Source organism: Phaeobacter inhibens DSM 16374 (assembly GCF_000473105.1).
Classification (GTDB): Bacteria; Pseudomonadota; Alphaproteobacteria; order Rhodobacterales; family Rhodobacteraceae; genus Phaeobacter; species Phaeobacter inhibens.
In genome coordinates, this window is sequence record NZ_AXBB01000005.1 from 200,789 (window position 1) to 226,687 (window position 25,899).

The following is a 25,899-nucleotide window of genomic DNA, read 5'->3' on the forward strand; positions in this document are numbered from 1 at the left end:
CAAAGGCGAGTGTTTTTGTCGATTTTCATCAATTCTGCACCCAACCCTAGCGCAATCGGTCAACGGCCAACGTAACTGCCTTGCTTCTGGTGTAGGCATCCAGACCTTCCAGCCCCTTCTCTCGCCCGAACCCCGATTTTCGATTGCCACCAAACGGCAGCTCAATACCGCCCGCCCAATAGTCATTGACTGTCACCTGCCCTGCATCAACCCGCCGGGCCATACGCAGCGCGGTCGCGATATCCTTGGTATAGATACCGGCAGCCAACGCAAACTCGGTGCCATTGGCCAGTGCCAGCGCCTCGGCCTCGTCCTCAAAGACCTGAATTGCCAACACAGGGCCAAAAATCTCCTGCAGGACGGCATCATCGTTGGCTGCAAGGTCATCCAGAATGGTTGGTGCATAGAACCAGCCCTTCCCGCTCTCAACATCGGTCAAAATCTCGCCACCGGTAACAATCTCGACCCCGCGCGTCCGGGCGCGGCTCACATGATCGTCTATCTGCGCCAAATGCCGGGCGGAGTTTACCGCTCCGATATCCGGCCCGCGCAACCCGTGGCCAACCCGCAGCCTCTGCGCCCGCGCGACCAGCTTGTCGCGCACTTCTGCATGAAGACTGCGGTGGATCACCAGCCGCGAACCAGCGGAACAGATCTGCCCCGCGTTCGAGAAAATCGCCCACAATGCGCCCTCAACCACAGCGTCCACATTCGCATCACCAAAGGCAACAAGAGGGGATTTGCCCCCCAGCTCCAGCGTCAGCCCGGTCACGTTGGGGGCCACGCTCTGCATCACACCAACCCCAGTTGCCACCGAACCCGTGAAGGTGACATGCCGCACACGGGGATCGCGCACCAACGGCGCGCCCGCAGCAATTCCGGTGCCGGTCACCACGTTGACCACGCCCGCAGGCAACCCCGCCCGGATCAGAAGATCGGCAATCATCAGGGCCGTGAACGGCGTTGTCTCTGCCGGTTTAACGACCGCGGAACACCCTGCCGCCAGCGCCGGTGCAATCCCGCGAACCAAGGTCGAGGTCGGATAGTTCCACGGCACGATATGCGCGGTCACGCCCACCGGTTCACGCAGGGTGAACGCGGCATTGTCATTGCCGAGGTTCACGCTGCGGCCATCCAATTTGTCCGCAGCACCGGCGTAATACTCCAGCAACCGGGCAGACCCCGCGATATCGCCGCGCGCCTCCGCCAGCGTCTTGCCGCTATCCACGCATTCGACAACGGCCAGATGCTCCGCCTCGTGCCGCATCAGCCGGGCCGCTTCGTTCAGGATGGCGCATCGCCGCGCAGGAGATGTGGCACTCCAGATCTCAAATCCTGCTACGGCGCTGGTCACCGCATGATCGACATCAGCCGCATCGCCCGCAGCAAAGTCAGCAAAGGCAGTGCCCCGTCCGGGGTCGAAACTCTCCATCCGCCCCCCGACTAAGGGCACAACAGCGCGCCCATCAATGAAATGATCACGCGGCAGGTCGGGCAGCGCTCCGGTATCAAAATAGGCGGCAATCAATCCATCAGCGCTCATGGTGTATCCTCACTACAGGTGTATTTCGACGTGGCCAGCCACTCAGGATTGATCTCGACGCCCCACCCCGGCACCTCGCTGACCGTGGCCTGCCCGTCGCAGATCACAAACGGATCGGTGACAAAGAGATCCCGCTGCCAGGGGTAATAGTCCTCGCCCTCGATGGAGAACTCCAGATAGCGCCCGGGCAGATCAACGGCGCGCATCATATGCATCGTGAACAGCGTCACCATCGACAGGTTTGCGCAATGAGGCGTGCACGGCAGCCCGGCCGCAGCGCCAAGCTGGGCAACCTCCATGCTCCGCGTCATCCCGCCTAGATAAAGAATATCAGGCTGAATGATATCGACCGCGCGCATCTCGATCATACGGTGCCAGGTCTGCAAATCCCAATCCTGCTCACCGCCTGCAACGTCCAGATCCAGCGCACGAGTCACCTCTGCGGTCTGTTCCAGCATCCAATAGGGGCAAGGTTCCTCAAAATGCTCATATCCGTGATCCTGCAGCAGCTGCCCCACCTCGATCGCGCGTTTGGGCGAGAACCCGGAGTTGCCATCAACCAGGAGCGCCACCCCCTCCCCCAGAGCCGTGCGGATCTGGGGAATGATAGCCTCTGTCCGCCCCGGCCATTCGTCGCGATCTTCGCCACATTCGGCGCCAACCCGCACCTTGAAGGCATCAAACCCGAGATCATCACGCAGCGCTTTCAGCCGCTCCGCCTCATCCTTGGGCGTGATGTCGCGGCGCATCGACGACGCATAGGCGCGGATCGGACCCGATGATCCACCCAGCAATTCCGCAACGGGCTTTTCCGCCACCCGGCCCCGCCAATCCCAGACCGCTGTATCAAGCCCTGCCATCGCACGCCGCAAATAGGTGCCGGGATATTTGTGCTCTCGCAACGGGATCTCCGCGATCACCGCCTCCATCGCATCCATACCCCGCCCCAAAGCCCAGGGTGCCACTTGCCGATGCAGGATCTCGCAGGTCAGATCGCTGTTGTAGGTCGAAACCTGCCCCCAGCCCTGCCGCCCATCCTCAGAGGTCACCCGAACAAAGCCGACAAGTGGGCTGCAAAAGGTCTCAATACGACGTATTCGGGGACCGCTGTCCTCTTTCCCACGACCGGCCCCAACGGGGACGGCGCCGGATGCTGAATAGGGCGTGGTCATGTCGCCTCCAGAATAAGATCCGCGGCCCGATGGGCCAGCATCATGGTCGGGGCATTGGTATTGCCCGAAGTGATATTGGGAAAGACAGAGGCATCCACCACCCGAACACCGTCAAACCCATGCAGTTTCAGCTTCGGACAGACAACACTCGTGCTGGCATCTGTGCCCATCCGGCAAGTGCCGACGGGATGAAACACCGTGCCACAACGTTCGCGAAAATCAGATAGGATATCCGCATCCGCCATCTGTCGCAGGTCCGTCCCCATCGCCGCTTCGATCAGACCATCCAGCGCCGGGGTTGTGGCCAGCCGTTGACAGAGCCGCCCACCGGCAATGACCTGTGAGCGATCTTCCTCGGTTGCGAGCGAATTGGGCCGGATCAGCGGTGCTGCGCTAACATCAGCGCTACAGATATCGATCCGCCCCCGGCTTGTCGGGCGGCTCGGCTGAAAGCCGAGAATAAACCCGGCAAAGGGATCAGGCCGGATCACCTCGCGCGTGCCCTCCGGTGTTGTCGTATAGGTCACCGGGTTGAAGTAGAGTTGCTGATCAGGCCGCGTCAGCGACTGCGCGCTTCGGAAATAGCCGCCACATTGGTTCACCGACAGCGCCAGCGGCCCGCGTCGCCACAGGGCATAGTGCAGCGCCGCGCGGATCTTCCCCGTCAATGGCGACAGGACGTTATTCAATGTCGGCTCGGTGGCGCGGAAATAATAGTTGATCCCCAAGTGATCCTGCAGGTTGCCGCCAACCTGCGGCTGATCATCAACGATCGCAATTCCATGTCGCCGCAACAGCTCCGCAGGCCCAATGCCGGATTTTTGCAGCAGCCCGGGCGAGGCAACCGCGCCGGCAGAAAGAACGATCTCCCGTCCCGCCGCTATCGACATGGATTTTCCCCGCCGCCGCACCTGAACCGAAACGGCGCGGCGCCCCTCAAAGGTGATCCGTTCGACCAGCGCGTCAGTCATCAAGGTCACGTTTTTACGTTTCAACGCAGGGGTAAGAAACGCCCTTGCGGAATGCATCCGCCGTCCGCCGCTGGTATTGATCCGATAGGCCGTCGCACCTTCGCCACCCGGATTATTGATATCATCGGTTCTTGGCAGTCCCAGTTCAGCCGCCGCCGAAAAAAAATGCCGGTTCGCCGGATGGATCTGATCCGACACATCCTGCACATGCAGCGGGCCGCTCCCGCGGCGTCGTCCATCCGGCGCAACCTGAGTTTCCATCGCCTCGTAGCTCTGCCGGACGGACGTCCAGCCCCAGCCTGTGGCACCTGCAGCCTCCCAATCGTCAAAATCCTGGGGCAATCCCCGCGCATAGACCAGCGCATTGATCGCGCCCGAGCCGCCAACACCCTTGCCGCGCGGCCAATACCCTGCGCGCCCGGCGAGCGCTTCCTCGCGCACACTTTCGTATTTCCAGTTCACCGCCGGATCGAAGAAGGTCTTACCATACCCCAACGGCAGCGCAATCCAGGGAGAGCGCCCGCGCCCGCCGGCCTCCAGGATCAGCACCTTATGCCGCCCGGATCGGCTCAGACGGTCCGCCAGCACACATCCCGCAGATCCCGCACCAATAATAATGTAATCAAATCCCGTCACTTGCCTGACCGCTCGCATATCTCCTGTCGTCAGATCGTTACAAAGCATGCGACAAATCCAGAAACGAAAAATAATTCGTCAGCACCTTAAAAAAATTCGCAGCAAAGGTATTCTGACCGCATGTATCGTGATCTCCCCCCAATGACCTGGCTTCGCGCCTTTGACGCCAGCGCCCGCCACTGCAGTTTCACACAGGCTGCGGAGGAGCTCGGCCTCACCCCCTCAGCGGTCAGTTATCAGGTGCGCGGGCTAGAGGCGCAGTTGGGGCACAAGTTGTTTCACCGCGACCACAAATTGCTCAGCCTGACCCGTCTGGGACATGCCTATCTTCCAATCGTGGCCAAAGCATTTGCGGATATCGACGCCACCACCTGGAATCTCTTTGGCAACGGGGTCCAGCAGGAGGTGACGCTCCGCTGTCTTACCTCGCTGAACCTTCTGTGGCTGATGCCGCTGCTTGAGGATTACAAAACACGTTACCCTGACAGTCGGCTGCGGGTGCTGTCGTCATCGTGGAGCGAATTGTCCCAAGGGGAAGCCATCGATATCGACATTCGCTATGGCGATGGCAGCTGGCGCGATGGAGCCGTCGTACCATTAATGCAGAACAAGGTGATTGCGGTTGCCGCACCCGGCCTGCTTGGCAGCGCACCTTATCCCGATCTGCACAGGCTGCCGCTGATCGAAATGACCGGTGTCGTCGACACTTGGCGTCATTTCTTTGCGCGCCACAACCCAGAGGCCGCAATCCCTGAACCAGCCTACAAAGTCGACCAGTCGCTGATTGCCCTTGAACTTGCCGATCGGGGTCTGGGGGTCGCCTTGGTGGCCGATGTGTTTGCGCGCCCCTATCTGGACCGTGGCACGCTGCTGCGCGCCAGCCCTGTGGAGCTTTCGACCCAGCATGGGCATCATCTGGTACTGCCGTCTGATCGCAACAGCCACCGCCCGGAGGTCAGGACACTTGTAAGCTGGCTGCAATCTCAAGCCCGAAACAGTGCTGAGCTGGTTCGCGCCGCGATTGCCTCATCACCGGCGGACAGCTAGGGTCAGCGACGAGCGGATCAGATGGGCGAACCGACTCATATCCTGACAATAACGCACCCTGGGTCGGCATGCTCTCTGTTCTCGCAAATCGAACCTATCGCCATCTTCTAGCTGCCCAGATCATCGCGTTGCTGGGAACCGGGCTTGCCACGGTCGCGCTTGGCCTGCTGGCCTGGCAGATCGCTGGCGAGCAGGCAGGTGTTGTTCTTGGCACCGCACTTGCGATCAAGATGCTGGCCTATGTCGGGTTGGCGCCTATCGCCTCCGCCCTTGCAGACCAACTGCCGCGACGCGTCATGTTGGTATCGCTCGATCTTATCCGCGCCGCTGTTGCGCTCGCTTTGCCTTTCGTCACCGAGATCTGGCATATTTACGGTCTGATCTTTCTCATGCAGGCGGCCTCAGCCGGGTTCACGCCAACCTTTCAGGCCACCATTCCCGATGTGCTGCCTGATGAAACCGAATATACCCGCGCGCTATCTCTGTCACGGCTGGCCTATGATCTGGAAAGTCTGCTGTCGCCAATGCTTGCTGCAGCCCTTCTCACCGTCGTCAGTTTCCCGGTGCTGTTTACCGGAACCGTGATCGGGTTTCTTGCCTCCGCTCTGCTGGTGGTCTCGGTGCCGATCCCCTCGCCGCAGCCCAGCTCCCCACGCAGCATCTGGACCCGCACAACGCGCGGTATCCGGCTCTATTTCGCCACCCCAAGACTGCGCGGTCTGCTGGCATTGAATCTGGTGGTCGCAGCGGCCTCCTCGATGGTCATCGTCAACACCATTGTGTTGGTCAAGGGTCACTTCGCGCTCAACGAACCCCAGGTTGCCATCGCACTGGCGGCCTTTGGCGGCGGCTCAATGATGGCCGCCCTCCTGCTGCCGCGGGTGCTGGATCATATGCTGGATCGCCCGCCCATGCTGGCGGGTGGCGCGCTGTTGACCATCGGCCTGTGGATCGGCCCATGGGCCGACAGCTTTGGTCTTCTGGTGGCTCTTTGGGCCCTGCTCGGCTTTGGCTTCAGCCTGGCCCAGACCCCGACCGGCCGATTGCTGCGGCGGTCTGCCCTTCCCGAGGATCGCCCCGCCCTGTTTGCGGCCCAGTTTGCGCTCAGCCACGCCTGCTGGCTGCTGACCTATCCACTCGCCGGGCAGATCGGCGCGCGCGCCGGCTTCGACGCCACGTTTCTGCTGCTGGGGACCCTAGCAGGCGGCGGATTGCTGCTCGCCGCAAGGCTTTGGCGCGACGATGGCGGTCTCGCGCATCAGGCTGAGGCCGCTACGCATGATCACCCTGACCTGCCCGCAGATCACCCACATCTGGCCACCTACGGCCATGGGCCGAACCATCGGCACCCGGTGGTGGTCGACGATCTTCACCCGCGCACCTGACCGTGCTGATCTGCGATCCGCCGCACCGACGGCAAGGTCAGCTCCCTAAATATCCAGCGGCAGCTCCTGTGTGCTTTTCTCCGTCGAAATCACAATTGAGGTGCGGAATTTACGCACATTGCTGTCAGCAAAGAAAAACCGATGGGTGAATGCCTCGTAGCCCGCAATGTCCGGCGCCACCACAACCATGACAAAATCGGCATCCCCCGCGATGCAGTAAAAATGCAGCACCTGCGGATCAATCCGCGCCTTTCGTTTGAACGCGTCAATCTGCTCCAGCCGATCCCGTTCCAATTCCACCGAAACAATCGCGGTAACGCCTAGACCCACCTTCTGCTGATCAACCAGCGCGACTTCCTTCTGCAGGACACCTGCCTCGCGCAACCGCCGCAAGCGGCGCTGGACCGAGGCCGTGGACAGACCGCTTTTCTCAGCCATCTGCTGCACCGTTGTACGTGCGTCCCTCTGCAGCTGTGTCAGCAACATGCGATCCGCAGAATCCACATGATCATCATACATCACATTCTCCGAAATAATGATCTGAAGATATCACAATATAAGATCATGGGCCATATGGCGCATCACTCACAGGTGATAAACCCATGGAATGACACATCACACACCGCAACGACATACCGCTTCACTGACCCAAGGCGCGCTGGCAATCCTGCCACTGGCACTGGGCGCATCGCTTTATGGTTTTGCCTTTGGCGTTTTGGCAGCCCAGATCGGCTTTCCCTGGTGGGGGATCGCCACGATGAGCGGTCTGGTTCACGCAGGCTCTTCGCAGATTGTTGCGGTTGAACAATTCTCCAGCGGCTCGGCCCTTCTCGGCGCGGTGCTGGCCGGTGCCGCACTGAACCTGCGCTACATCGGGATCGTGGCCTCGCTGATACCGCTGCTGGACGGGCTGCCGCTGTGGAAAAAACTGCTGGCGATCCACATGACCGGCGATGAAAACTGGGCCCTGACGATGGCAGAGCGGGCGAAGAACCCGCAGATTGGCGCAGCTTTCCTGATCGGCTCTGGCTGCGTGATGATATCGGTCTGGACCCTGTCAACGGCCCTCGGCGCGCTGGTCGGATCAAGTTTCGGCGATCTGGAGCGCTTTGGTCTCGGCTTTGCCTTTACGGCTGCCTTCATTGCGATGGCCCGAGGCCTGTGGAAAGGAACTGGCGATCTCGCGCCTTGGACGGCAAGCTTCGTTGCCAGTTTCGCCTTGGTCGTCGCACAGGTTCCCACCGCCTACGCCATAATGATCGGTACATTGACCGGCCTTGCTGTTCTTCTCCTTAACCCGCGCAGAAAGGTACCGGCGCAATGACATTTAACGAATGGGGATTGATTCTGACCCTTGCGGCGCTGGCCTTCGGAATCCGGGTTCTTGGGCTGGTCGCAGGCAATCGGGTGCAGCAATCACGCTTTGCCCCGCTGCTGGGGCATTTGCCAGGCTTGATCGTGATCTCGCTGGTTGCGACATCCTTGGCAAACCAACCGCCCCAGACCTGGGTCGCAGCGGCCATTGCTCTCGGTATCGCGGCGCTGACAAACAATGTCATCTGGACCATGGTTGCCGGGGTTGCAGCCTATGCTGTGCTCTCCCACGCCGCATTGCTATGATGTGAAATCGCACCAGCCTCCCTTCGTAAAAACACCCGCAGCGGTATCAGCCACTGCAGGTGTCAAAAGGTCGAACGGACCGACGACGGAGATCGTCATCCGGTCATCTGCCAGTCGTCAGGATCCTCATCCCATCCATCCTGCTGGGTCTCCACAGCAGCAGCCGGTGCATTGTCCTCCGCCACGGTGAAGTTTGATACCAGCTCCGCCAGCTTGGTCGCATCACCGCGCAGCATATGGCTGGCCGCAGTGGATTCCTCCACCATCGCCGCGTTCTGCTGAGTCACCTGATCCAGCTGCGACATGCCAATATTGATCTCATGCAGACCAGTAGACTGCGAGGCAGCACCATCGGCAATCTCGGAGACCTGCTGCGAAATCTGCCCGACCTGAGCCACGATATCACTTAGCGCGGTGCCAGCCTTGCCCACCAGTTCGACACCATAATCGACCTTTTTCGAGCTTTCGCTGATCAGCGTCTTGATCTCCATCGCCGCCTCGGAGGTGCGTTGCGACAGCCCCCGCACTTCGGAAGCCACAACAGCAAAGCCGCGACCGGCATCGCCAGCACGTGCCGCTTCAACCCCCGCGTTCAGCGCCAGAAGATTGGTCTGGAACGCGATATCATCAATCACGCCAATAATCTGCGCGATATGTTTGGAGCTTTCCTCAATATCAGTCATGGCAGAGACCGCGCTGTTGACGACGCTGCCGTTCTTTACGGCTTCGCTCTTTGCATCTTGGGTGGTCGCCTCAACGGCCCGCGCACCATCGGCGGCGGATTTCACGCTGGCAGTCAGCTCATCCAATGCGGCGGCGGTTTCTTCCAGCGTCGCAGCCTGGCTTTCCGTGCGTCGCGACAGATCATCAGAAGCCTGGCTGATCTCATCCGCACCGTTGCGTATGGACGAAGCCACATCCACCATATCCACCACCGTTCTGCTCAGTGTTTCGACCGTCAGATTGAAATCGGCCTGCAGCTGCGCATAGCCTTCCGTCAGCTCTTCGGTGATCCGGGCCGAGAGATCGCCCTGGGCCAGCCGTGCCAAACCATTGCCAATAGCCGTGACTGCAGCGGTCTGCTGGGCCTGATGGGCGGCCCGCTCCTCTTCTGTGGCTTTGGACAGCGCCTCTTTTTCGACAAGACCATCGCGAAACACCGTCAGAGCCTGTGCAATCCGGTAGATTTCGTCGCTGGTCCGATCAAACCCGTTGATCGGGCTCAGATCACCATCGGCAAGCCGTTCGGTGGTGCGGCTGATCGCATTCAGCGGGCGTTGAACCAGCCAATGGGTCAGCAGCAATGCCATCACCAACAACCCGGCGGCCATCATCAGCAACCGTTCGATATTAGCGTGGGCCTCATCGACCGTCACCGCAATATCCGTGGCCATATAGGCGATTTCACCCCGGCTGCCTGAGCCCAGAAGGGACGCGCGGCTGGCAATCTGCAAGACTGCATTTGCCGTTGCATTGGCTTCCTTGGTGGCATCCGCATCCGCCGTGAGCGACGCAATGCGGAAAATCGCCAACCCCTGATCCGGCTCTGCCATAGTAATGATTTCATCGAGCTGGGTCGCAAGCCGCCCATCGTCAAACGTCTTATACTCGGCCAGGGCCGCCGCCGCTTGCTCCATTGGTTCCGCCGCAGCACGGGTCTGCGCGATGCTCTGCGCAGTCACCACATCCAGTGCGGCAACCTGAAAATTACTGATCCAGGTGTTGATCTCCAGCAGGGTATTGAGGAAGCCAACTTCGTTGGTCAGCAGCCCCTGAATGGCTTTCTTGCTGTCGTCGCTGGCATCTTCAGCCGCCAGTGTCACCTCAAACACCATATCATCGACCGCCGTCGACAGTTCCGTATCGCTGGACAGGCGTGCACTCAGCACCTCCTGACGCAGCGCATTGGACTGAAGCCGCCCGCGCGACACCGCCTTTTGCAATACAGCGGCGGCGTCCCGAATGGCAAAGATCGGCACCACACCGGGTGCCTCAACCTCCAGAATATCGATGACATCGTTCAGGCGACCATCCGACGCCTTTGCCAGATCCGTCAGGATCGACTGCATCGCGCGGTCCTCGGTTTCGCCAATCGCCAAGGCGATACCAGAGATCAGGTTGATCTCCGCCCGCGCCTGCAACAAGGATTGCAATGTGGCGAATTTGACTTCGACCAGATCAACCAATGTTGCGTCAACCGCAGACATCGTCTGTTCGCCGCCTTTGGAAAGGTTCGAATAGGCGTTATCCGCCATCTCGGCGAGGGTGGCCTGCATGGCACTGCTAAGGCCTTGAAGCTGTTCCATCATGGCGATTACCGCAGCGGCATTCTTAAACGCGACGGTGCGCGCCGCGATCGAGGCTTCCAGCGCCTCTTCAACCATAACGACATCGGGTTTGAATTCATCACGCAGCACCTGCGGCAGCTGCTCTACCGCGCCATCCAAAGCCCGGACCGCTGCGGTAACATCGCTTTTTGCGAAGTCGAGCGAGCCCGGTGTCTCCGCCAGCATGACCGCAACCATCGCGTCTTTCGTCCGGGCCGCCGCAGCGGTCATCTGACCGCTGAGTTCCAGTTCTGGAAGCTTGTCCTCGGTCAGTACATGCACATCCGCAGACACCTGCTCAAACGCTTGTGTCACAGCATATCCAATCGCCGCCGAAGTACCCGCCATCGCCAGCAGGATGAGAAACATCTTGGCGCGAATACTAGACAACGGGTTCCACCGCCGTGTCGCGCGTTTACGTGTCTGCGTGGTCATAATTAGTCCCGTAAGTCATTAAAACTACTAGGCTCTGCCCGAAAAACCGGACAGACGCAGGGTCGTCGAGGCACCGAATGTGCCTCGACCAATTGCTGCGTTAAGATTCACCACCCGCGACGACGGGCTGAAACCCACCCTCTTTGGTGATATGGGTCAGGAACACATCGTCCATGCCCTGATTGTCATCCGGGCCAAAGCGCATGGTAACACCGCCAAAGTCCACGTCGCGCAGTCCCGCCATGGCCGCGAGATAGCTGTCACGGGTCAGATCCGCGCCGGCGTCTTCCAAGGCACGGATCGCCAGACGTCCGGTCAGATACCCCTCCAGCGTCACAAAACCCGGCTCGGCGTCAGCATCGACGGCTTTCAGTGCTGCCTGATATTGCGCCACAACAGGCAGCGACTGATCCCATGGGAACGGCACAACCTGGCTGATGATGACACCCTCGCCTGCGTCACCCAATTCCTTTGCCAGGGCATCGGAGCCGACGAAAGAAATGTTCACAAAGGTCGGGTTGAACTTCAGCTTACGTGACAGCTTGATGAACTCAGCAACCGGCTTATAGGCTCCGACCATCACCACCGCATCAGGTTTTGCCTTGCGAATGGTGAGCAGCGCCTTTTTCACGGCAGTGGTATTGCGCGTATAGGTCCCTTCGGCCATCAGCGTCATGCCGCGCTTTTCCAGGGCGGCGGTCACACCGGCCAGACCAACACGGCCAAACCCGTCATCCTGATACAGAAGCGCGATCGATTTCATGTTCTGCTCATCAACCAGATGGGCAATCCAGGCCTCAGTTTCCGCGGCATATGTGGCCCGCACATTGAGGATATTCCCATGGCTGGCATCGCGCAGGAAACCTGCACCAGTGAAGGGCCCGATAAAGGGCAGCCCAGCCTCGGTCGCAATCGGCTGCGTCGCCGAAGCGGTCGGCGTGCCCACGGCCCCAATCAGGCCGATGTGCTGATTATCCGCAATCACCTGTTTGACCAGCGCCACAGACTTATCCGGTTCATAGCTGTCGTCCATGCTATCCAAAACGATGTTGCGCCCGTGAACACCGCCAGCGGCATTCGCTTCGGCGAAAGCCGCCTCCAGTCCCAGCTGCATGCCCTGACCCAGCGCCGCGGCCGGCCCGTCAAGCGCAGCAACCTGCGCAAAGCGCACCTCAGTCGAAGAGACCCCCTGCTCAGCCAGTCCAAGCGATGGCACCGCCAGAGCCAGAACCGCCGCAGTCGTTAGTTTTCTTAGCAACATCGTTTACTCCACCTTCAAATACATCGCAGCAGCCTGTCGCCTAGCCATTAACAAAGCTTCCAGCCGCAAGAAGAATGTCATGCAAAATACGCAGCGCATTTTAACGATCCTAGGAAGCCGTCGCCCCCGGCATGCATAAACCGTCGACGTCACCCGCGACCGCTGTTAGATTGATCGCGCTCTATTCCCGGTCAAAACGCAGGACCCTCCATCGTGAAGATCCCTTCATCGTGAAAATCCCTTTGTTTTTTGATGGCTACGACCTTAAGGCCTATGACTTTCCGGGTGGGCAAAACCTGTCACAGCTGCGCGAGCGCCTGCGCTATGGCTATCGGCTGATGAAGGGCGCGCAGCCCCGCACCGGGTTCTATGTTGCCTTCAAAAACCTCGCCAAAAGCCTGCAAATTCTGGACCACGACGTGGTGATAAATGACTTTGGCTTTGCGCGCAGGCACCCGGATCACCCCATAGGATTGAGTGGATACCTCCCGCCGCTGGCACGATTTGGACTGCAAAACCCCGCCATTTACGGCCCCGGCCGGGTTCCCGATCCAACAGAGCTTGCTGCGATTCGCAGCCAGCTGGACCTAAAGGTGGTGACCTACCCGTCGACCTGGCCCATCCAACTCAATCCGATTGAGACCCGCGCCCAGTTTGCGCCGATGTTCGTTGGTATCGACACGGATGCCTGGCCCGATATGTCCGGCACGCCCAAATCCATTGATGTGCTGTTTTACAACAAGGTGCGCTGGCACCGGAAAACGGCTCGTGAAACTGACCTGATCCAACCACTGCGCGATATTCTGAGCGCCCGTGGTCTCAGCTGGCGGGAGCTGGACTATGGGCACCACACCCCCGCGCAATATCGCGATCTGGTCAGCCGCAGCCGTGCGCTGTTGTTTTGCACCGAACATGAGACGCAGGGTCTTGCCTATCAGGAGGCCATGTCGGCCAATCTGCCCGTTTTTGCCTGGGATCAGGGAGAGTTGGTCGATCCCTCTCAGCGCGCTCTCGCGCAGGGGAATGTCCGTCCCAGCGCCGTCCCCTATTTTGATGAACGCTGTGGGCTGCAGTTCCAGATAGAGAATATTGAAGAGCAGTTTGATCGGTTCTGGACTGCACTGCCAAACTATCGTCCCCGCGACTACGTGTTAGACACCCTGTCCCTGCGGCGGGGAGGGGAGCGCTTCATGTCGCTTTATGCGCCGCTTTTCGACCGCGGGGCACCCGCACCGGAGCTGCACGGCTCGACCCCCGCCGAGGCCAGAAGCGCCACCACATCTGCCGGGGTTTGACGGAACACCGTCTCCGGCAGCTCGGCGATCCGCTGGCGAGCGGCGGCAATCTCCGATGGCGTCAGAGACTGTAGACATCGGATCAACGCCTCTGCGTCTGCGCTCGCCAGGGTCCAACCCTGCCCGGTCGCCTCGATCTTGTGACCGGTCTCCATCCCCGACACCGCGATGACCGGGCAGCCATGCCAGCCCGCCTCATAGATCCGATTGGGCAGCAGCAAATCCGAATTGCCACTCTGCAGGGGATCGCCCATCTGCCAGAGATCCTGCGCCCAGACGACATCGCAATTGTCGTAGCAGGCGGCAAGACCATGGGGATAGGCATAGGCCCCGTGGAAAATCACATTTCCAAGGCCAGCGATCCGGGCGTGAAAATCCGGAAGCACATGGTCGTGGATCTTACCATGAATATGCACCTCAACAGCTTGACCCATCTGTTCTGCCACACACAGTAGCAGCTCAAAACTCGGGCGACAGCGGATGGCCCCAATCCAGCCCAACCGCAGCGCATCCCCCCCGGACACCCGGTCGTTCGGCACAGGGCGCGCCATGTCCTCAGGCACAACCATCTTGTTTTCAACCAGATGCCAAGGGCCCGAATAGCTCTGAACCGGCGCAAAATACCCGGTGTAGAATCCGGGCGACGACAGCCACAGAACCTCCGCCCCCGCCATCAGGCGCCTCTCACCCCAGCGCGCCATTCTGGATTTGAGGCTTGCGCCCTCAAACAGCGAATGGATATCCAGCACCTCATAGGCGATTGGCGCGGTAGCACCGCAGCGCAGCCGCAGAGCGGCCGCCAGCGCCAGCATATCGACATTGCGCGCCACCAGCAGATCGGCCTGCTGCACCAGCGGCGCCAGCCGTGGATCACGCAATGCCGTGGCCAACGCCAGCCGCCCGCGTCGCAACAGCCCGTGTTGGCCAATTTCGCCCAGATCAATATTCTGCCAATTCACCACCGGCAGCGGTCCCTTGCGCGACGCGACCGAGATCACTTCATGCCCCAGCGCCTGAAATGACGCCAGCCGCCGCAGCTGGGCCACATCGGTCAGATCAGAGGCAAAGCAGACCAGCCGCGCCATGGCTCAGCCCTGCACCCGCTCGGACCCAGCTTCGCGATCCGCGCGGCCGCCATAGATTCTGGGTTGCGGCAGGGCACAGCATCCCGCAAGCACCCCCAGATGCAGCAATCCGCGCAACAGCCAGAAATTGCGGCGTGCTTCGGATGGTAATGCTGGCAGCGCAGCACCGGCGCAATAGACCACCTTCGCCATCGCAGCACCTGCCAGTCGTATCCGCGCCAGTGATCCGGGCGCGCCAGACGCATAGCTCTGCCCCATGCGGAACCGCCGTTTGGCCAGCCACCCAAGACGCAACCGCTCTGGGGCCACCTCTTCAAAAACCGGGGCCTCAGCACAGACCGCAAACCGCGCGCCCATATGCGACAGCGCAAAGAAATAGGCCGTATCCTCGCCGCCGCTTGTCCCGCGATCCAGATCGAACGCCTCCCCCTCCCAGGGCTGACCCGCAAATCGCATCAGCGCATTGCAGCTATGGGCCGTCTGCGGTTGCTCGGCTCCGGTCTGCATGGGCCTGCGCAACTCTGGCCAATTGCTGTGCCAGTCCTGATCCACCATCCAGCTCGGCGCATCCGTAGGGTAGCGCGCGATTGCCGGGCCTGAGATCACATCTGCACGGGTCTCCACCGCCCGGCGCATCAGCTGTTCGATCCAATCGGCAGGCACCACCTCGTCATCATCGACAAAGGCGATCCAATCGGACTGCCGTTTGCGCGCCAAGGCCAGGCACGCATTGCGCGCAACCGAGATATTGCGCGCAGGCGCATGGATGTAGCTGACCGGCCAGGAGGCTGTCGTACCCCGCACCCAACGCTCCGAGGAGGGAGCCTCATCATTGTCGGCAACAACAATATCAATCGTGTATCCCGTCGGAGCGCGCAGCGCGGCCAGGCTCTCCAGCGTCGCCACAACGCTGCGACGCCGATAGGTACACAGCAGGATTGAGATCCGCTCCATCATTCTCTCATCCTCCATCCCGCTGCTTCCGGCTTGTGTGCCCTGAGGCAGATCGAAGACCAAACCCGATCATCCTCCGCAGCAGCCCAATCGCCCAGGCCATATGCATCACCATTAGGGCCACCCCGGACCAAACCCCAATGGCTCCCAATCGAAGACACGCCACCAGCGTCACCACCAATACTGCAGCCAGATAAAGCAACGGCCAGAGCAGCGCGACTGGCCAGACAGCGGCGATCGCCAGCGCAATAACGCAAAGGACGAGATTCAGCACCGGCACCATCTGCCGCAACCGCGGTCGCATCCGATGCTTAATCAGTGTCGCAGCGCGACCGGCACCGTAGTTCTGATACTGACGCCACAGTGCCGTGGGCGTGCTGCGCATCACATAGCCAAGCCGCACATCGCCCGCCAGCCAGATCCGGCCGCCCGCAGCGCGCAACCGCCAGTCCAGCTCGGCATCCTCATTGTGGCTAAAGGCAGCATCATACCCCCCCACCTTGCGAAACCAGTTCAGATCCATCAGCGCATGATGGCCATGGTCGACATAGCCTGAGGCCCGCCCCCCGCGATGGGCTGCCCCGCCGGACCCAAACGGCGTATCGACCACCCAGGCCGCTGCCCTGCCAAAGTTGCCATTCCCCTGAGAATCCATTGCCACCACAACCGACACCGCATCCTTCGCCAGCCGAAATGCCGCGAGCAGAGCGGTTGCGTAATCCGCCGGATAAATCGCATGGGCATCACATCGCAGCAGCAGGTCAAAGCCCTCCTCGTGATTGACAACAGCGCGGTTGACCGCCGCAGACTGGAGCCGCTCCGGGTTATGCAACACATGTATCGGGCACGGCGCTGTCTCGGCAAAGCGCTGGACAATCGCAACCGTCTCATCGGTGCTGCCACCATCTGCCACCACCAGCGATGAACGTGCCGGATCGCGCAGCAATGGATCACGCAGCAGGCTCTCAAGGCAGGGCAGAATGGCCTTCGCTTCATTCAAGGTCGGGATCACAACCAGAATACGCAGATCCTTGGGCGCAGACACGGGGCTGGCGCTCGTGGCGCCCTCTTTGCCGTTCTGCCCGCTGCTGCCCATGGTGTTTGTTCCATTCCGTGTTATGGACCTGTCTAGCGGATCTGATTATGCTGCAACAGATTGATTTTTGCGCGCAGTCTAATGAACTTGGACCTGCCACCTACTTGCCACCTCTGCGGCGTCGCGCAGCGCAGGGCGGGCCGTGGGCAAACCAACAACGATGGGGTCAACCAACGTGTCCACGCCTAAGACGTCCTTTGCCGCTGATGACGGTCAGGAGGTGCTCGATCTCGGCGCCATTTTTGCAATCATCTGGCGCGGGCGCTGGGTGATCGCGGCCTGCGTGCTGATCGGTCTGATCGTTGGCATCTGGCGGGCCTATATCGTCGCAACCCCGCTTTACGGAGCCGAGGTGCAGCTGGTGCTCGACCCCCGCGATGAAAAAGTGGTGGATATCGAAAGTGTGGTCAGCAGCCTCTCCGCCACGGATGAGGTGATCCGTACAGAGGTCCATATCCTTGGCGGGCGAGAGCTGGCCGGTCAGGTTGTCGATCGGCTCAATCTGATCTCTGACCCGGAATTCAACATGATGCTGCGCGATCCCGGCTTCAATCCGGTGCAAGTGCTGAAGGACATGATCAAAGGCATCCTCGGGATGCAGGTCTATGATACATCACTCACCCCCGACCCTGCATTTGTTCGCGAGAAAGTCATCCAGACACTTCTGGCCAACACGCGGGTCGTCAATATCCCGGACACCTATATCTTTTCAATCTGGGTGCTGAGCGAGAACCCTTTCAAGGCTGCGGATATCGCCAATGCCTTTGCCGATACCTATGTCGAAAATCAGGTGGCCGTGAAACTGAATGTGACCGAACAGGCCACCGGGTGGCTGGCGGAGCGGGTGACAGAACTGCGCAGCCAGCTGGAGATGAACGAGCGCCGGGTCGCCGATATTCGCGCGCAGGCCGACGTCACCAGCCCGGCGCAGCTGATCGGTCTGGAAAACCGCCTGATTTCGCTACGCAGCGCCCTGGCCGAACGGGCCGCAGAGGTCGCAGAGCAACAGGCCGCACAGACCGAACTCACCAGCCTGCAGACAGTTGAGGAACAGCGTGTGGCTGCCCGGCGCAACGGCTACGGTGCCATTCTGGCGCGGGCAGATAATCCACAGGATGGCTGGCGGAGCGTTCTGGCACAACTCGCCCGTGACCTGCGCGAGGCCGAAGCGAAGGAACAGGCGATCCGCCGTTCCATGGCCGATCTGGAGATCACAATCGCCACCCAAAGTGATGCGCTGACCGAAGTGGTGCAGGCCGAACGGGACGCCGAAGCAAGCCGTCTGTTGTTTGAGAATTTTCAGAACCGGCTGCGTGAAACCTCGATGCAAATTGGCCTTCAGCGGGCCGACAGCCGGGTGATCTCGCGCGCGTTCCCACCCGATCGCCCTGCCCTGCCGAACAAGGGCCAGATCTTGATTCTGTCAGTCTTTCTCGGCGGATTTCTCGGTACGGTGCTGGTGGTGGTCTTGCAACTCTCCCGCGCGCGCCTGCATTCCGCGGCGCAGATCGCAGGGCTAACATCGGTGCCGGTGATCGCCGTCCTGGATCAGTTTTCACAGAAAATCCGCCCCGAACAAGCCAGCGCGCTTGGCCCTCAGACCCGCGATGGCGAGGCCATCCGCAATCTGCGCACCACGCTGCTGATGGCGCGGGGCGATGTACCGCCGCAAGTGGTTGTCTTCACCTCCGCCGAGAGCGGCGACGGCAAATCCACCCTGTCAGCGGCCATGGCGCATAACATGGCGCAGATCGGCAAATCCGTGCTGCTGGTCGACGGCGACCTGCGCCGACATTATCTCTCGGACCCGCTGGCGGATGGCAACAGCAAACCGGGGCTGTTCGACGTGCTGTCCGGGCGCTGCGATCTGGCAGAGGCGGTGCTGCCCGGCGCACTGGGACAAGCCGATATCCTACCTGCCGGCAGCGTCTCCGGCAGTGCGGCAGATCTATTAAGCCAAGGCGGCCTGACCGCGCTTTTGTCGGTGGCCCGCAGCCACTGGGATATCATCATCTTCGACACCCCACCGATTTCCGTGGTCCCCGATGCGCGGATCATCGGCCAGCACGCGGATCTGCTGATCCTTCTGGCGCAGTGGAACACCACCCGGCAGGCCGTCTTTACCGATGCGCTGCGAGAGCTGGAACAGGGGGGGCGCAGCCCCGACGGCATCGTTCTGACCAAGGTGAAAGCCGCTGCAAAACCGCTCTACGGGGCGACCAAACGGTCCCGCGACCGTTATTACCACGGGTGATGCTTAGATGCAGCTCGCCGCCCTTCTCCGCAAGGCCCGCATGGCCAGCCGCCGCAGCCTCGGCCAACCGGTCCTGAACTATCAGGTTCTGGGTGAGCGCTGTTCCGGCACCAATTTCCTTGACCAGCTGATCCAGCAGAATTTTGCAGCAGCGCGCCCGCGCTATGAGATGTGGAAACACGCGTTCCCCAACCTCATCGCGCTGCCTGCTGATGTGCTCTATGTGGTGATCTTCCGTGATCCTTTCCAATGGCTCGAAAGCATGTACGGCAAACCCTGGCACAGCGTGCCAGAGCTGCGCGATCTCTCCTTCTCCGCGTTCATCCGCGCCGAATGGCGCAGCGAAATCGACGTGCCCGCATGGTTCGATCTGCCAAAGACAAGCCCCTGCAAAGGTCAGCCGCTCAATCAGGATCTGCACCCGATCACCGGCGCGCCTTTTGCCAATCTGCTGGCCCTGCGACAGGCCAAGGCCGAGGCGCTACTGTCCTTGCCGCAGCGCGGCGCACGCGTGATCTACACCACCCATGCTGTCATCAGTCAAAACCCGGAAGAGATCATCGCCCGTATCGCCAAAGAAAGCCCGGTGCCCCGCAATACGCGACTGAAGATCCCGCAGGGGCATTATGGCTGGTCATGGTCCAATCGCGATGTGAAACCCAAGACATCAGGCCAGCTGATCACGCCGGACGACCGCGCCTGGATCACCGCTCAACTTGATCCAGCACTTGAGGCCGCGATGGGCCTGCCGCTTGGCTCTGAGCCCGCCGCTTAACGCGTTTTATACTAGGATACGGGCCTGATCAGATCCGAGGCGGCACATCCCGCCAGCGTCCCAGTGCCCGCCCGGCATAAATCCAGGCCATGGCGATCAGCATATGCCGGATCGAGTGTTCGTTATAAATTACATTGTCCGACAGCGCCGCGACCAGATTGATCAATACGTAGAACAGGTAATACCCGGAGGTCACGCTACCATCCTGTAAATACCAGCGAAAACAACGGATCACGACGGCGATCAGCAGGCCAAAGAAGGTTACCGCCCCCAGTAAGCCATTGCCCACCATCAGCTCAATATAGCTGTTGTGGAACCAATAAAGCCCTTCGTCGACATAAGCCTCAATATAGAGCCGCGCATAAGACGGCACCGACCAGAAGGCCCCAAACCCAACGCCCCCAATCGGCGCTTTGGCGATCTCTTCCAGCCCAAAAGCCCAGATCACCGTACGCCCGGTCAGAGTGCTGTCCTTGCCCAAACGCTCCAGCAGCAACCCCAGCGCGTCAACGCCCGAGATATAAATCGCGAGCGGCACCAGAAACAGCACCATCAGCGAAAACAGCAGCGCAACCCGTCGCGCTGTCCCGCCCCAGCGGCGGATCCACAGCACCGGCACATAAATCGCCAGAATGGCAAATGTCACATAGGCCCCCGCTGATTGAGCCATGCCCAGCACCGGGATCATCAACGCCGCCGCAAGCATGCCCAATATCGATAGCCGCCAGTAGAATCCCAGCGTCACCAGCCCATGCGCTGCATTCACTGTCGCCTTGGCCAGCGAATTCTTATGCATATAGATGCCCTTCAACGCTCCATTGGGATGAAACGCAGGCGACAGAAATGTCACGATGGAATTCAGATAGGACAGCGCCACGCCGGCGGCCGAGGTCAGGCTGACCACAATCATCGTATGATGCGCCGGAATAGCCGAGGCGATGCGCACCGCGATCAATGTCGTCATCGTCAACTGAAAGCTGCGATAGGCGGTGACTGGCGGGTTGACGCTCCACAGGGTGGAAGCCATCGCAATGACACAGGGCATCAGCACCGGCCAGGCCTGCCACAGGATCGCAGCACTCTGGCGCCAGTCGCGCAGATACCACAGGATCGTCAGCGCGTAGAGCGCCATCCAGCCCGGTGACTGAAACCCCAGCCGATAGACCACCCCGGTGCCCGACATCGCCGCCAAAATCAGATAGGCCATATGCAGATGGCCGCGCGTTAACCACCAGCGCCCTGCCCCGCGCCGCAGCACCGACGTCGGCCTTGGCTGCCGCTGTGCCTCCTGATGTGGCTCAACCGTCAGTGTCATCTTGCCCTGCGTTCTGCTGTTGATCTCCGCCGCTCTCCACCGCTACCCGCTCGCTGCCTGCCGATCCAGCCATAGCACATGCAGAGCACCGTGCCCGCGTCCCATTGGCAACATCAGATGCCCCTGCTGCCAGTGTCCGGACAGTCGGCACCATCCAGAGCGCCGATTGCCCCAGCGCGTCAACCGCCTCGGCCTCAACCTCCCTGCGGGAGGCCTCACAACACATCCGCGCCCAGACCGGTGCCGCAGCGGCGCTCAGATCCAGCGCGCCGTCTGCATCCATAGGCAAGGTGACACCCCCTGCCCCATCGCTGCGACCTCCAAGACGCCAGCGCTGTGGTCGCCGCCACAGGCGCGAGGCCGCGGCCTGCACTTTCAGCTCCATCCGGTTGCGCAACACCGATGCCAGCCAGGGCAGATGATCAGGGCGCATCACCGCACGCCGCAGCGCCCGTCCTAAATGACCCGCCCGCACATCCCGTGCCAGCTCCAGCTGCGCGTGCCGCCGCAGCAGCGCCTGCCGACGGACATGCGCCAGTTCAGCCAGATCCGCGCGCCCCTGTTGCTGGACCAGATTATCCAGCACACCCATCTGCGCCGTCAGATCCCGGGGCACATTGCGATAGGAGGTTGAGGCCACATGACGGCGATAGAGATAGGCTGCCATCGGCAGCACCCACATCTTCGCGCCCGCCAGCACCAGCCGCAAGTACAAGTCGTGATCCTCTCCGATCCGCAGCCGTGGATCATAACGCAGATCATTCAGAAAACATCTTTTAATCAGGGGCTTGAGATACCCAATATGGCTGATACCTTCAGGATCTACGCCACTCAGAACCAGATCTTTCAAATTGAGCATCCGAGCCACTTTCGGGGCGTGTTGACCCAATATGGTCGCGCCCCGCGCCATAGGCTGCCCGGAAAACAGGATCATATCGTCAGCGACCACATCTGCCGCCAGGTCCCCCGCCGCGTTCAGCATCATTTCCAGCCGTCGGGGGTGCTGGCTGTCGTCGCTGTCGCAAATGGCAACCCATTCCCCCCGCGCCAGCGCCAGCGCGTCATTGCGGGCGATGGCCGGACCGCCACTGTGTGACCGCCGCTGCGCCCGGATCCGCGGATCGGCGGCAACCGCCGCGCAGATCACCGCCCAACTGTCATCCTCCGAGGCGTCATCGATAATAATCAGCTCCAGATCTGTCAGCGTCTGCGCCAATACCGCCCGAATTGCCAACGGCAGATACGCCGCAGCATTGCGGCTGGCCATGATCACTGAAACCTGCGGCCGCGGGTCAGCCATCACGCTGGCCCTTGGGCGGTGGGAGATCTGTCACCACAGACCCGCGCGCCCGGATATGCACCGCCGCCGGGACCCGCCAGGCCGCCGACAATCCCGCAGCATCGTCATAGGTCAGCGTCAGCGCGCCCCGTGATGCGCGATGGCACAGATCAGCCCAAAGCGCGCTGTGGCCACCATCTGCCTCCGGCGCCGGGACCGCGATCCGCGTGCCAGCACCGTCACCCGTCAGCACAGGGTCAGCCCCATCAGGCCCGACCAGATGAACCACCTCCGCTGACGCGTCGGATGCCCGCTCAACCTCTTGGCCGCGCTTGGGACCGCGTGCCTTGGCCAGGGCCACCCGCGCCAATTGCAAGACCAGATAGGGATCCCGTAACAGCTGCCCCGCAGCAGATATCAATCGCCGTTTTTTCAAATCCTCTGCCAGCGTTTCAAATGCCAACCGCTGCTGCAAAACCCGACGCCTGTTGCTCAGAATGTACTGTATTTCAGTGTGTTGATCCAAATTTACCCGATCATACAGACCCTCCAGCGCCGCAAGCGACGCCTCGACATGTGCCCGACTGGAGCGATAGGATAAGGACTGCGGATGCCGCCGGTATAGGTAAAGCGCCTCTGGCAGCAGCCACAGACGTCCACCCTGTAGCAACAGCCGCAGATAGAGATCCTGATCCTCACCAATCGTCAGCGTTTCATCATAGCGCAGCCCACCTAGTGCCTCACGTTGGATCAAGGGCTTGATATAGCCCAGCTGCGCACCGGCCTCCCCCGGCTCCGGCACCCGCAGCATCTCCGCAGGACCGATCTGGCGCGGCATTTCCTGCGGCTCCGGCCCGAACACGCTGCGCGGCGCCGCCATCGGCTCGGTTGCAAAATGGATCATATCATCGGCCACCGCATCGGCGCCCAACGCCTGAGCCGCCAACAGAAGGCGGCGGAGCCGGTCCGGGTGCATGATATCGTCGGAATCGCAAATCGCCAGCCACGCCCCCCGCGCAACAGCCAGCGCCCGGTTGCGCGCTGCGGCCGGGCCGCTTGGCGTTTCCCACAGCAGCACCCGCACACGGGCGTCCTGCGCAGCGGCGTCTTGCAGGATCTCAACCGACCCATCGCTGGAGCCATCATCCGCCACGATCAGCTCCCAGTCATCGTAGGTCTGCGCCCGCACAGACGCCAGTGCTGCGCGCAGGTAGCGCGCGCCCTGATGATTGGCCATGATGATCGAAATCAACCGCCCCTGCCCCGCCAGTTCCTGCATAGGTCTGCCCATTCTGCCCCGAACATGTTTAGCACGCCGCCCCATAACGAGACCAGATCCGAACGCGGAACCGGCCGGATCACGGCCCAGAGGCATTTCCCGTGGCACGGTGTCATCAAACTGCTAAGACTGACGGCCAAGAGACGCCGCAGCGCAACCGCCGCCCCTTCGGAAAGATCCGCCATGACCGACATGCCCGCAGCGCCACAGCATGACCACCAGACCGATGCGAACCTGTCACGGGTCGGTCCAACCATAGTGGGGATCGGCGCGCAGAAATGTGCCTCCACCTTCATCCATGCCGCCCTTGGCGCCCATCCGGACGCCGCCGTGTCGGACCCAAAGGAACTGGATTTCTTCAGCGCCTATTTCGATCGTGGGTATCAGTGGTATTGCAGCCATTTCGTCCACGGCGCAGACAAACCGGTCAGGTTCGAGGCCTCCCCGTCGTATTTCTACGATCCGCGCTGCCCCGACCGGCTGAACGCCTTTGATCCCACGATCAGGGTTGTCTGCCTGCTGCGTGATCCGGTGGCCCGCGCCTATTCCAATCACCTGCATGAGGTGATCAAGGGGCACATTCCTCCCCTCCCCTTTCATGAAGGGCTGGCCAACAATCCAGCCTATCTGGAACAGGGGCTCTACAGCCGCCACTTGGGCCGCTGGCTGGCGGCCCTTGGCCGTGACCGTGTCCTGGTGATGCTAGCGGAGGAGATCAGCGCGGATCCCGTCACCGCAGCGCAGAGAGTCTATCGGTTCGCAGGACTGGACGACAGCCATGTCTCACCAGTGCTGCACGAACGCCGGAACGAGAGTGACCGCGCCCGCTTGCCGACCCTGCGCCGTGCCCTTCGTGCCGGGGGTGATCAGTTGCGCAAAGCAGGCTTTGAGGATGGTCTGGCACGGCTGAAATCCACCGGTCCGGTATCGGCTCTACTGCGCGCCAATAGCCAAAATATGCGCGATGTGGTGCCGCCCCTCGGGGACGACGATATCGCCAGGCTACGCGCCTATTTCGCCGATGACCTGCGCCAGCTCCCGGCATTGCTGGGGCGTGACAGCCTGCCCTGGGAGAGCTGGCGGGCCGTGGAACACTAAAGACCAATGTACATATATGTATATTGCATCTTGCTCAGAAGAGAATGGCGTCTTGCGCGATAAGCAGATCCAACGTCAGCGCCTCTGCCCTGTCATCAATCACAGCAACATTGATCCAACCATCGTCCACCTCGACCTGCAAAAGATCGCGTGTCCCACGGCCGCGTTCCCCATCCAGCCAGCGCAACTGCTCCGCACCATTAAGGTTGAACCGAGTCAGATCCAGAGTATCCCCGTGGGACAGGGTAAAATCATTGACCCGATCGGCAGGACCGCCCTGGCTGAAGACGAAGGTATCCGCGCCACCTCCGCCCCGCAGCTGATCGCGACCGATACCGCCATCCAGCACATCCTCTCCACCGCCACCGGCCAGTCGGTCCTTGCCACGACCGCCAAAAAGAAAATCATCGCCATCCTTGCCACGCAGAATATCGCGGCCCTTGTCCCCATAGAGATGATCTGCGCCGCTATTACCAACCAGTTGATCCGCGCCGGCACCGCCATGGATCAGATCTGCTCCATCGCCGCCAAACATATCCTCGGCCTGATCGGTACCCACCTGCTCGGTCGCGAAGTTGGGCGTGCCCTCCTGCTCCTGTCCCGGCAGGGACACATCGGCAATCAGGGCAACCAAAGGCGGCGCGTCCGGATCTGGTGTGCCTGCCCAAGCAGTTTGATTGTCAGACACCGCCCAGAGGTCAGCAAAGCTTTTCACCGCGCCGGAATACCACAATCCCCCCGGCATATCCGCTCCGCTCAATTCAGCAAGGACTTCACCATCCACCCGAAAAATCGCAGCCGTGCCGGTTAGCTCAATTTCGTAGGTATGCAGCCCCGCAGCCGCATCAAAGCCAAGATCGACAACCAGTGGCCCCGCGGGGCCGTCCGCCAGACGCACGCGGCTGCCGTCCTCTGCTTCCATATGAATGCTCAATTGCACCTGACGGGTATTAGCGCCGACAAATTCGAAATCGAACTCCAGCCAGCGGTCATTGCGATAGTCCTCCTGATAGAGGAACATACCGAAAACCGTACCGTCCTGCATCTGCGGCGCCTGCGCTGTCCAGCTCCA

Annotated in this window: 21 protein-coding genes; 8 read left to right on the forward strand and 13 right to left on the reverse strand. The window is 61.0% G+C overall.

The features are described from left to right. Window positions 1-46: 46 nt before the first annotated feature. Genes INHI_RS0102445 through INHI_RS0102455 form a run of 3 tightly spaced genes read right to left on the reverse strand, consistent with a single transcriptional unit; the run spans window position 47 to window position 4,322 of the window. Complete coding sequence (locus tag INHI_RS0102445; protein WP_027246585.1) at window positions 47-1,543, reverse strand: aldehyde dehydrogenase family protein; 1,497 nt, start codon at window positions 1,541-1,543, stop codon at window positions 47-49. Further along, complete coding sequence (locus INHI_RS0102450) at window positions 1,540-2,715, reverse strand: mandelate racemase/muconate lactonizing enzyme family protein (RefSeq protein ID WP_014889219.1); 1,176 nt, start codon at window positions 2,713-2,715, stop codon at window positions 1,540-1,542. Before INHI_RS0102450 ends, INHI_RS0102445 begins: the two co-directional genes overlap by 4 nt. After that, window positions 2,712-4,322 (reverse strand): GMC family oxidoreductase, encoded by a 1,611-nt coding sequence (locus tag INHI_RS0102455; RefSeq protein WP_437435902.1) that lies wholly within the window; start codon window positions 4,320-4,322, stop codon window positions 2,712-2,714. The genes INHI_RS0102450 and INHI_RS0102455 overlap by 4 nt, the downstream gene beginning before the upstream one ends. Before the next feature lie 141 nt (window positions 4,323-4,463). Between INHI_RS0102455 and INHI_RS0102460 the strand changes: the two genes are divergently transcribed. Beyond that, on the forward strand, window positions 4,464-5,369 hold the full coding sequence (locus tag INHI_RS0102460) for a LysR substrate-binding domain-containing protein (RefSeq protein ID WP_254656818.1): 906 nt from the start codon (window positions 4,464-4,466) through the stop codon (window positions 5,367-5,369). Between the two features lie 68 nt (window positions 5,370-5,437). Further along, window positions 5,438-6,754, forward strand: coding sequence for an MFS transporter (locus tag INHI_RS0102465; protein WP_027246587.1), 1,317 nt, complete (start codon window positions 5,438-5,440; stop codon window positions 6,752-6,754). A gap of 45 nt (window positions 6,755-6,799) precedes the next feature. Here the strand turns inward: INHI_RS0102465 and INHI_RS0102470 are convergent, their stop codons facing one another. After that, a complete protein-coding gene (locus tag INHI_RS0102470; protein WP_027246588.1) occupies window positions 6,800-7,273 on the reverse strand; it encodes an Lrp/AsnC family transcriptional regulator in 474 nt (157 codons plus the stop codon). 88 nt (window positions 7,274-7,361) lie between these two features. On the opposite strand from INHI_RS0102470, the gene INHI_RS0102475 reads away from it, so the two are divergent. Both INHI_RS0102475 and INHI_RS0102480 read left to right on the forward strand, forming a co-directional pair. Further along, complete coding sequence (locus tag INHI_RS0102475) at window positions 7,362-8,078, forward strand: AzlC family ABC transporter permease (protein ID WP_014881648.1); 717 nt, start codon at window positions 7,362-7,364, stop codon at window positions 8,076-8,078. Continuing rightward, a complete protein-coding gene (locus tag INHI_RS0102480; RefSeq protein WP_014881647.1) occupies window positions 8,075-8,374 on the forward strand; it encodes an AzlD domain-containing protein in 300 nt (99 codons plus the stop codon). Before INHI_RS0102475 ends, INHI_RS0102480 begins: the two co-directional genes overlap by 4 nt. A 95-nt stretch (window positions 8,375-8,469) precedes the next feature. Here INHI_RS0102480 and INHI_RS0102485 read toward each other — a convergent pair whose 3' ends face one another. Then, entirely contained in the window at window positions 8,470-11,136 is a 2,667-nt protein-coding gene (locus INHI_RS0102485; protein ID WP_027246589.1) for a methyl-accepting chemotaxis protein, read from the reverse strand. 100 nt (window positions 11,137-11,236) lie between these two features. Continuing rightward, the gene (locus INHI_RS0102490) at window positions 11,237-12,397 is read right to left on the reverse strand and encodes an ABC transporter substrate-binding protein (RefSeq protein ID WP_027246590.1); all 1,161 of its coding nucleotides are present in this window, start codon (window positions 12,395-12,397) and stop codon (window positions 11,237-11,239) included. Between the two features lie 230 nt (window positions 12,398-12,627). On the opposite strand from INHI_RS0102490, the gene INHI_RS0102495 reads away from it, so the two are divergent. Then, a complete protein-coding gene (locus INHI_RS0102495; protein WP_254656819.1) occupies window positions 12,628-13,692 on the forward strand; it encodes a glycosyltransferase family protein in 1,065 nt (354 codons plus the stop codon). Here INHI_RS0102495 and INHI_RS0102500 read toward each other — a convergent pair. The 3 genes from INHI_RS0102500 to INHI_RS0102510 are packed head-to-tail and all read right to left on the reverse strand — an operon-like array spanning window position 13,596 to window position 16,827. Then, window positions 13,596-14,777, reverse strand: coding sequence for a glycosyltransferase family protein (locus INHI_RS0102500; RefSeq protein WP_027246592.1), 1,182 nt, complete (start codon window positions 14,775-14,777; stop codon window positions 13,596-13,598). The two genes, INHI_RS0102495 and INHI_RS0102500, sit on opposite strands and share 97 nt — an antisense overlap. Window positions 14,778-14,780: 3 nt before the next feature. Continuing rightward, complete coding sequence (locus INHI_RS0102505) at window positions 14,781-15,749, reverse strand: glycosyltransferase family 2 protein (RefSeq protein WP_254656820.1); 969 nt, start codon at window positions 15,747-15,749, stop codon at window positions 14,781-14,783. Further along, window positions 15,739-16,827 (reverse strand): glycosyltransferase family 2 protein, encoded by a 1,089-nt coding sequence (locus INHI_RS0102510; protein WP_027246594.1) that lies wholly within the window; start codon window positions 16,825-16,827, stop codon window positions 15,739-15,741. The genes INHI_RS0102505 and INHI_RS0102510 overlap by 11 nt, the downstream gene beginning before the upstream one ends. A gap of 175 nt (window positions 16,828-17,002) precedes the next feature. Between INHI_RS0102510 and INHI_RS0102515 the strand changes: the two genes are divergently transcribed. Further along, the gene (locus INHI_RS0102515; protein ID WP_254656821.1) at window positions 17,003-19,081 is read left to right on the forward strand and encodes a GumC family protein; all 2,079 of its coding nucleotides are present in this window, start codon (window positions 17,003-17,005) and stop codon (window positions 19,079-19,081) included. Window positions 19,082-19,088: 7 nt separating this feature from the next. Beyond that, entirely contained in the window at window positions 19,089-19,856 is a 768-nt protein-coding gene (locus tag INHI_RS0102520) for a hypothetical protein (RefSeq protein ID WP_027246595.1), read from the forward strand. A gap of 28 nt (window positions 19,857-19,884) precedes the next feature. Here the strand turns inward: INHI_RS0102520 and INHI_RS0102525 are convergent, their stop codons facing one another. From INHI_RS0102525 to INHI_RS20185, 3 genes are read right to left on the reverse strand one after another with little or no spacing between them, the layout of a single operon-like run. Next, window positions 19,885-21,171, reverse strand: a complete 1,287-nt coding sequence (locus INHI_RS0102525; RefSeq protein WP_014881638.1) for an O-antigen ligase family protein — start codon at window positions 21,169-21,171, stop codon at window positions 19,885-19,887. Continuing rightward, entirely contained in the window at window positions 21,155-22,471 is a 1,317-nt protein-coding gene (locus INHI_RS0102530) for a glycosyltransferase family 2 protein (protein ID WP_027246596.1), read from the reverse strand. The genes INHI_RS0102525 and INHI_RS0102530 overlap by 17 nt, the downstream gene beginning before the upstream one ends. Further along, the gene (locus INHI_RS20185; RefSeq protein WP_254656822.1) at window positions 22,464-23,729 is read right to left on the reverse strand and encodes a glycosyltransferase; all 1,266 of its coding nucleotides are present in this window, start codon (window positions 23,727-23,729) and stop codon (window positions 22,464-22,466) included. The genes INHI_RS0102530 and INHI_RS20185 overlap by 8 nt, the downstream gene beginning before the upstream one ends. A 183-nt stretch (window positions 23,730-23,912) precedes the next feature. Here INHI_RS20185 and INHI_RS0102540 point away from each other — a divergent pair, with 183 nt between their 5' ends. Continuing rightward, on the forward strand, window positions 23,913-24,827 hold the full coding sequence (locus INHI_RS0102540; RefSeq protein ID WP_027246598.1) for a sulfotransferase domain-containing protein: 915 nt from the start codon (window positions 23,913-23,915) through the stop codon (window positions 24,825-24,827). Between the two features lie 34 nt (window positions 24,828-24,861). Here INHI_RS0102540 and INHI_RS20665 read toward each other — a convergent pair. Beyond that, window positions 24,862-25,899: family 16 glycosylhydrolase (locus INHI_RS20665; protein WP_027246599.1), on the reverse strand; the 1,038-nt coding region annotated here is incomplete at its 5' end.

Excerpts from the sequence above, each read along its gene's own strand:
- INHI_RS0102485 (WP_027246589.1), bottom strand. The coding sequence starts at position 11,136 with ATGACCACGCAGACACGTAAACGCGCGACACGGCGGTGGAACCCGTTG.
- INHI_RS0102530 (WP_027246596.1), bottom strand. The coding sequence starts at position 22,471 with ATGGCTGACCCGCGGCCGCAGGTTTCAGTGATCATGGCCAGCCGCAAT.
- INHI_RS0102510 (WP_027246594.1), bottom strand. The coding sequence starts at position 16,827 with ATGGGCAGCAGCGGGCAGAACGGCAAAGAGGGCGCCACGAGCGCCAGC.
- INHI_RS0102470 (WP_027246588.1), bottom strand. The coding sequence starts at position 7,273 with ATGTATGATGATCATGTGGATTCTGCGGATCGCATGTTGCTGACACAG.
- INHI_RS0102490 (WP_027246590.1), bottom strand. The coding sequence starts at position 12,397 with ATGTTGCTAAGAAAACTAACGACTGCGGCGGTTCTGGCTCTGGCGGTG.
- INHI_RS0102465 (WP_027246587.1), top strand. The coding sequence starts at position 5,438 with ATGCTCTCTGTTCTCGCAAATCGAACCTATCGCCATCTTCTAGCTGCC.
- INHI_RS0102445 (WP_027246585.1), bottom strand. The coding sequence starts at position 1,543 with ATGAGCGCTGATGGATTGATTGCCGCCTATTTTGATACCGGAGCGCTG.
- INHI_RS0102500 (WP_027246592.1), bottom strand. The coding sequence starts at position 14,777 with ATGGCGCGGCTGGTCTGCTTTGCCTCTGATCTGACCGATGTGGCCCAG.
- INHI_RS0102475 (WP_014881648.1), top strand. The coding sequence starts at position 7,362 with ATGACACATCACACACCGCAACGACATACCGCTTCACTGACCCAAGGC.
- INHI_RS20185 (WP_254656822.1), bottom strand. The coding sequence starts at position 23,729 with ATGCAGGAACTGGCGGGGCAGGGGCGGTTGATTTCGATCATCATGGCC.
- INHI_RS0102450 (WP_014889219.1), bottom strand. The coding sequence starts at position 2,715 with ATGACCACGCCCTATTCAGCATCCGGCGCCGTCCCCGTTGGGGCCGGT.
- INHI_RS0102480 (WP_014881647.1), top strand. The coding sequence starts at position 8,075 with ATGACATTTAACGAATGGGGATTGATTCTGACCCTTGCGGCGCTGGCC.
- INHI_RS0102525 (WP_014881638.1), bottom strand. The coding sequence starts at position 21,171 with ATGACACTGACGGTTGAGCCACATCAGGAGGCACAGCGGCAGCCAAGG.
- INHI_RS0102540 (WP_027246598.1), top strand. The coding sequence starts at position 23,913 with ATGACCGACATGCCCGCAGCGCCACAGCATGACCACCAGACCGATGCG.
- INHI_RS0102460 (WP_254656818.1), top strand. The coding sequence starts at position 4,464 with ATGACCTGGCTTCGCGCCTTTGACGCCAGCGCCCGCCACTGCAGTTTC.
- INHI_RS0102505 (WP_254656820.1), bottom strand. The coding sequence starts at position 15,749 with ATGGAGGATGAGAGAATGATGGAGCGGATCTCAATCCTGCTGTGTACC.
- INHI_RS0102520 (WP_027246595.1), top strand. The coding sequence starts at position 19,089 with ATGCAGCTCGCCGCCCTTCTCCGCAAGGCCCGCATGGCCAGCCGCCGC.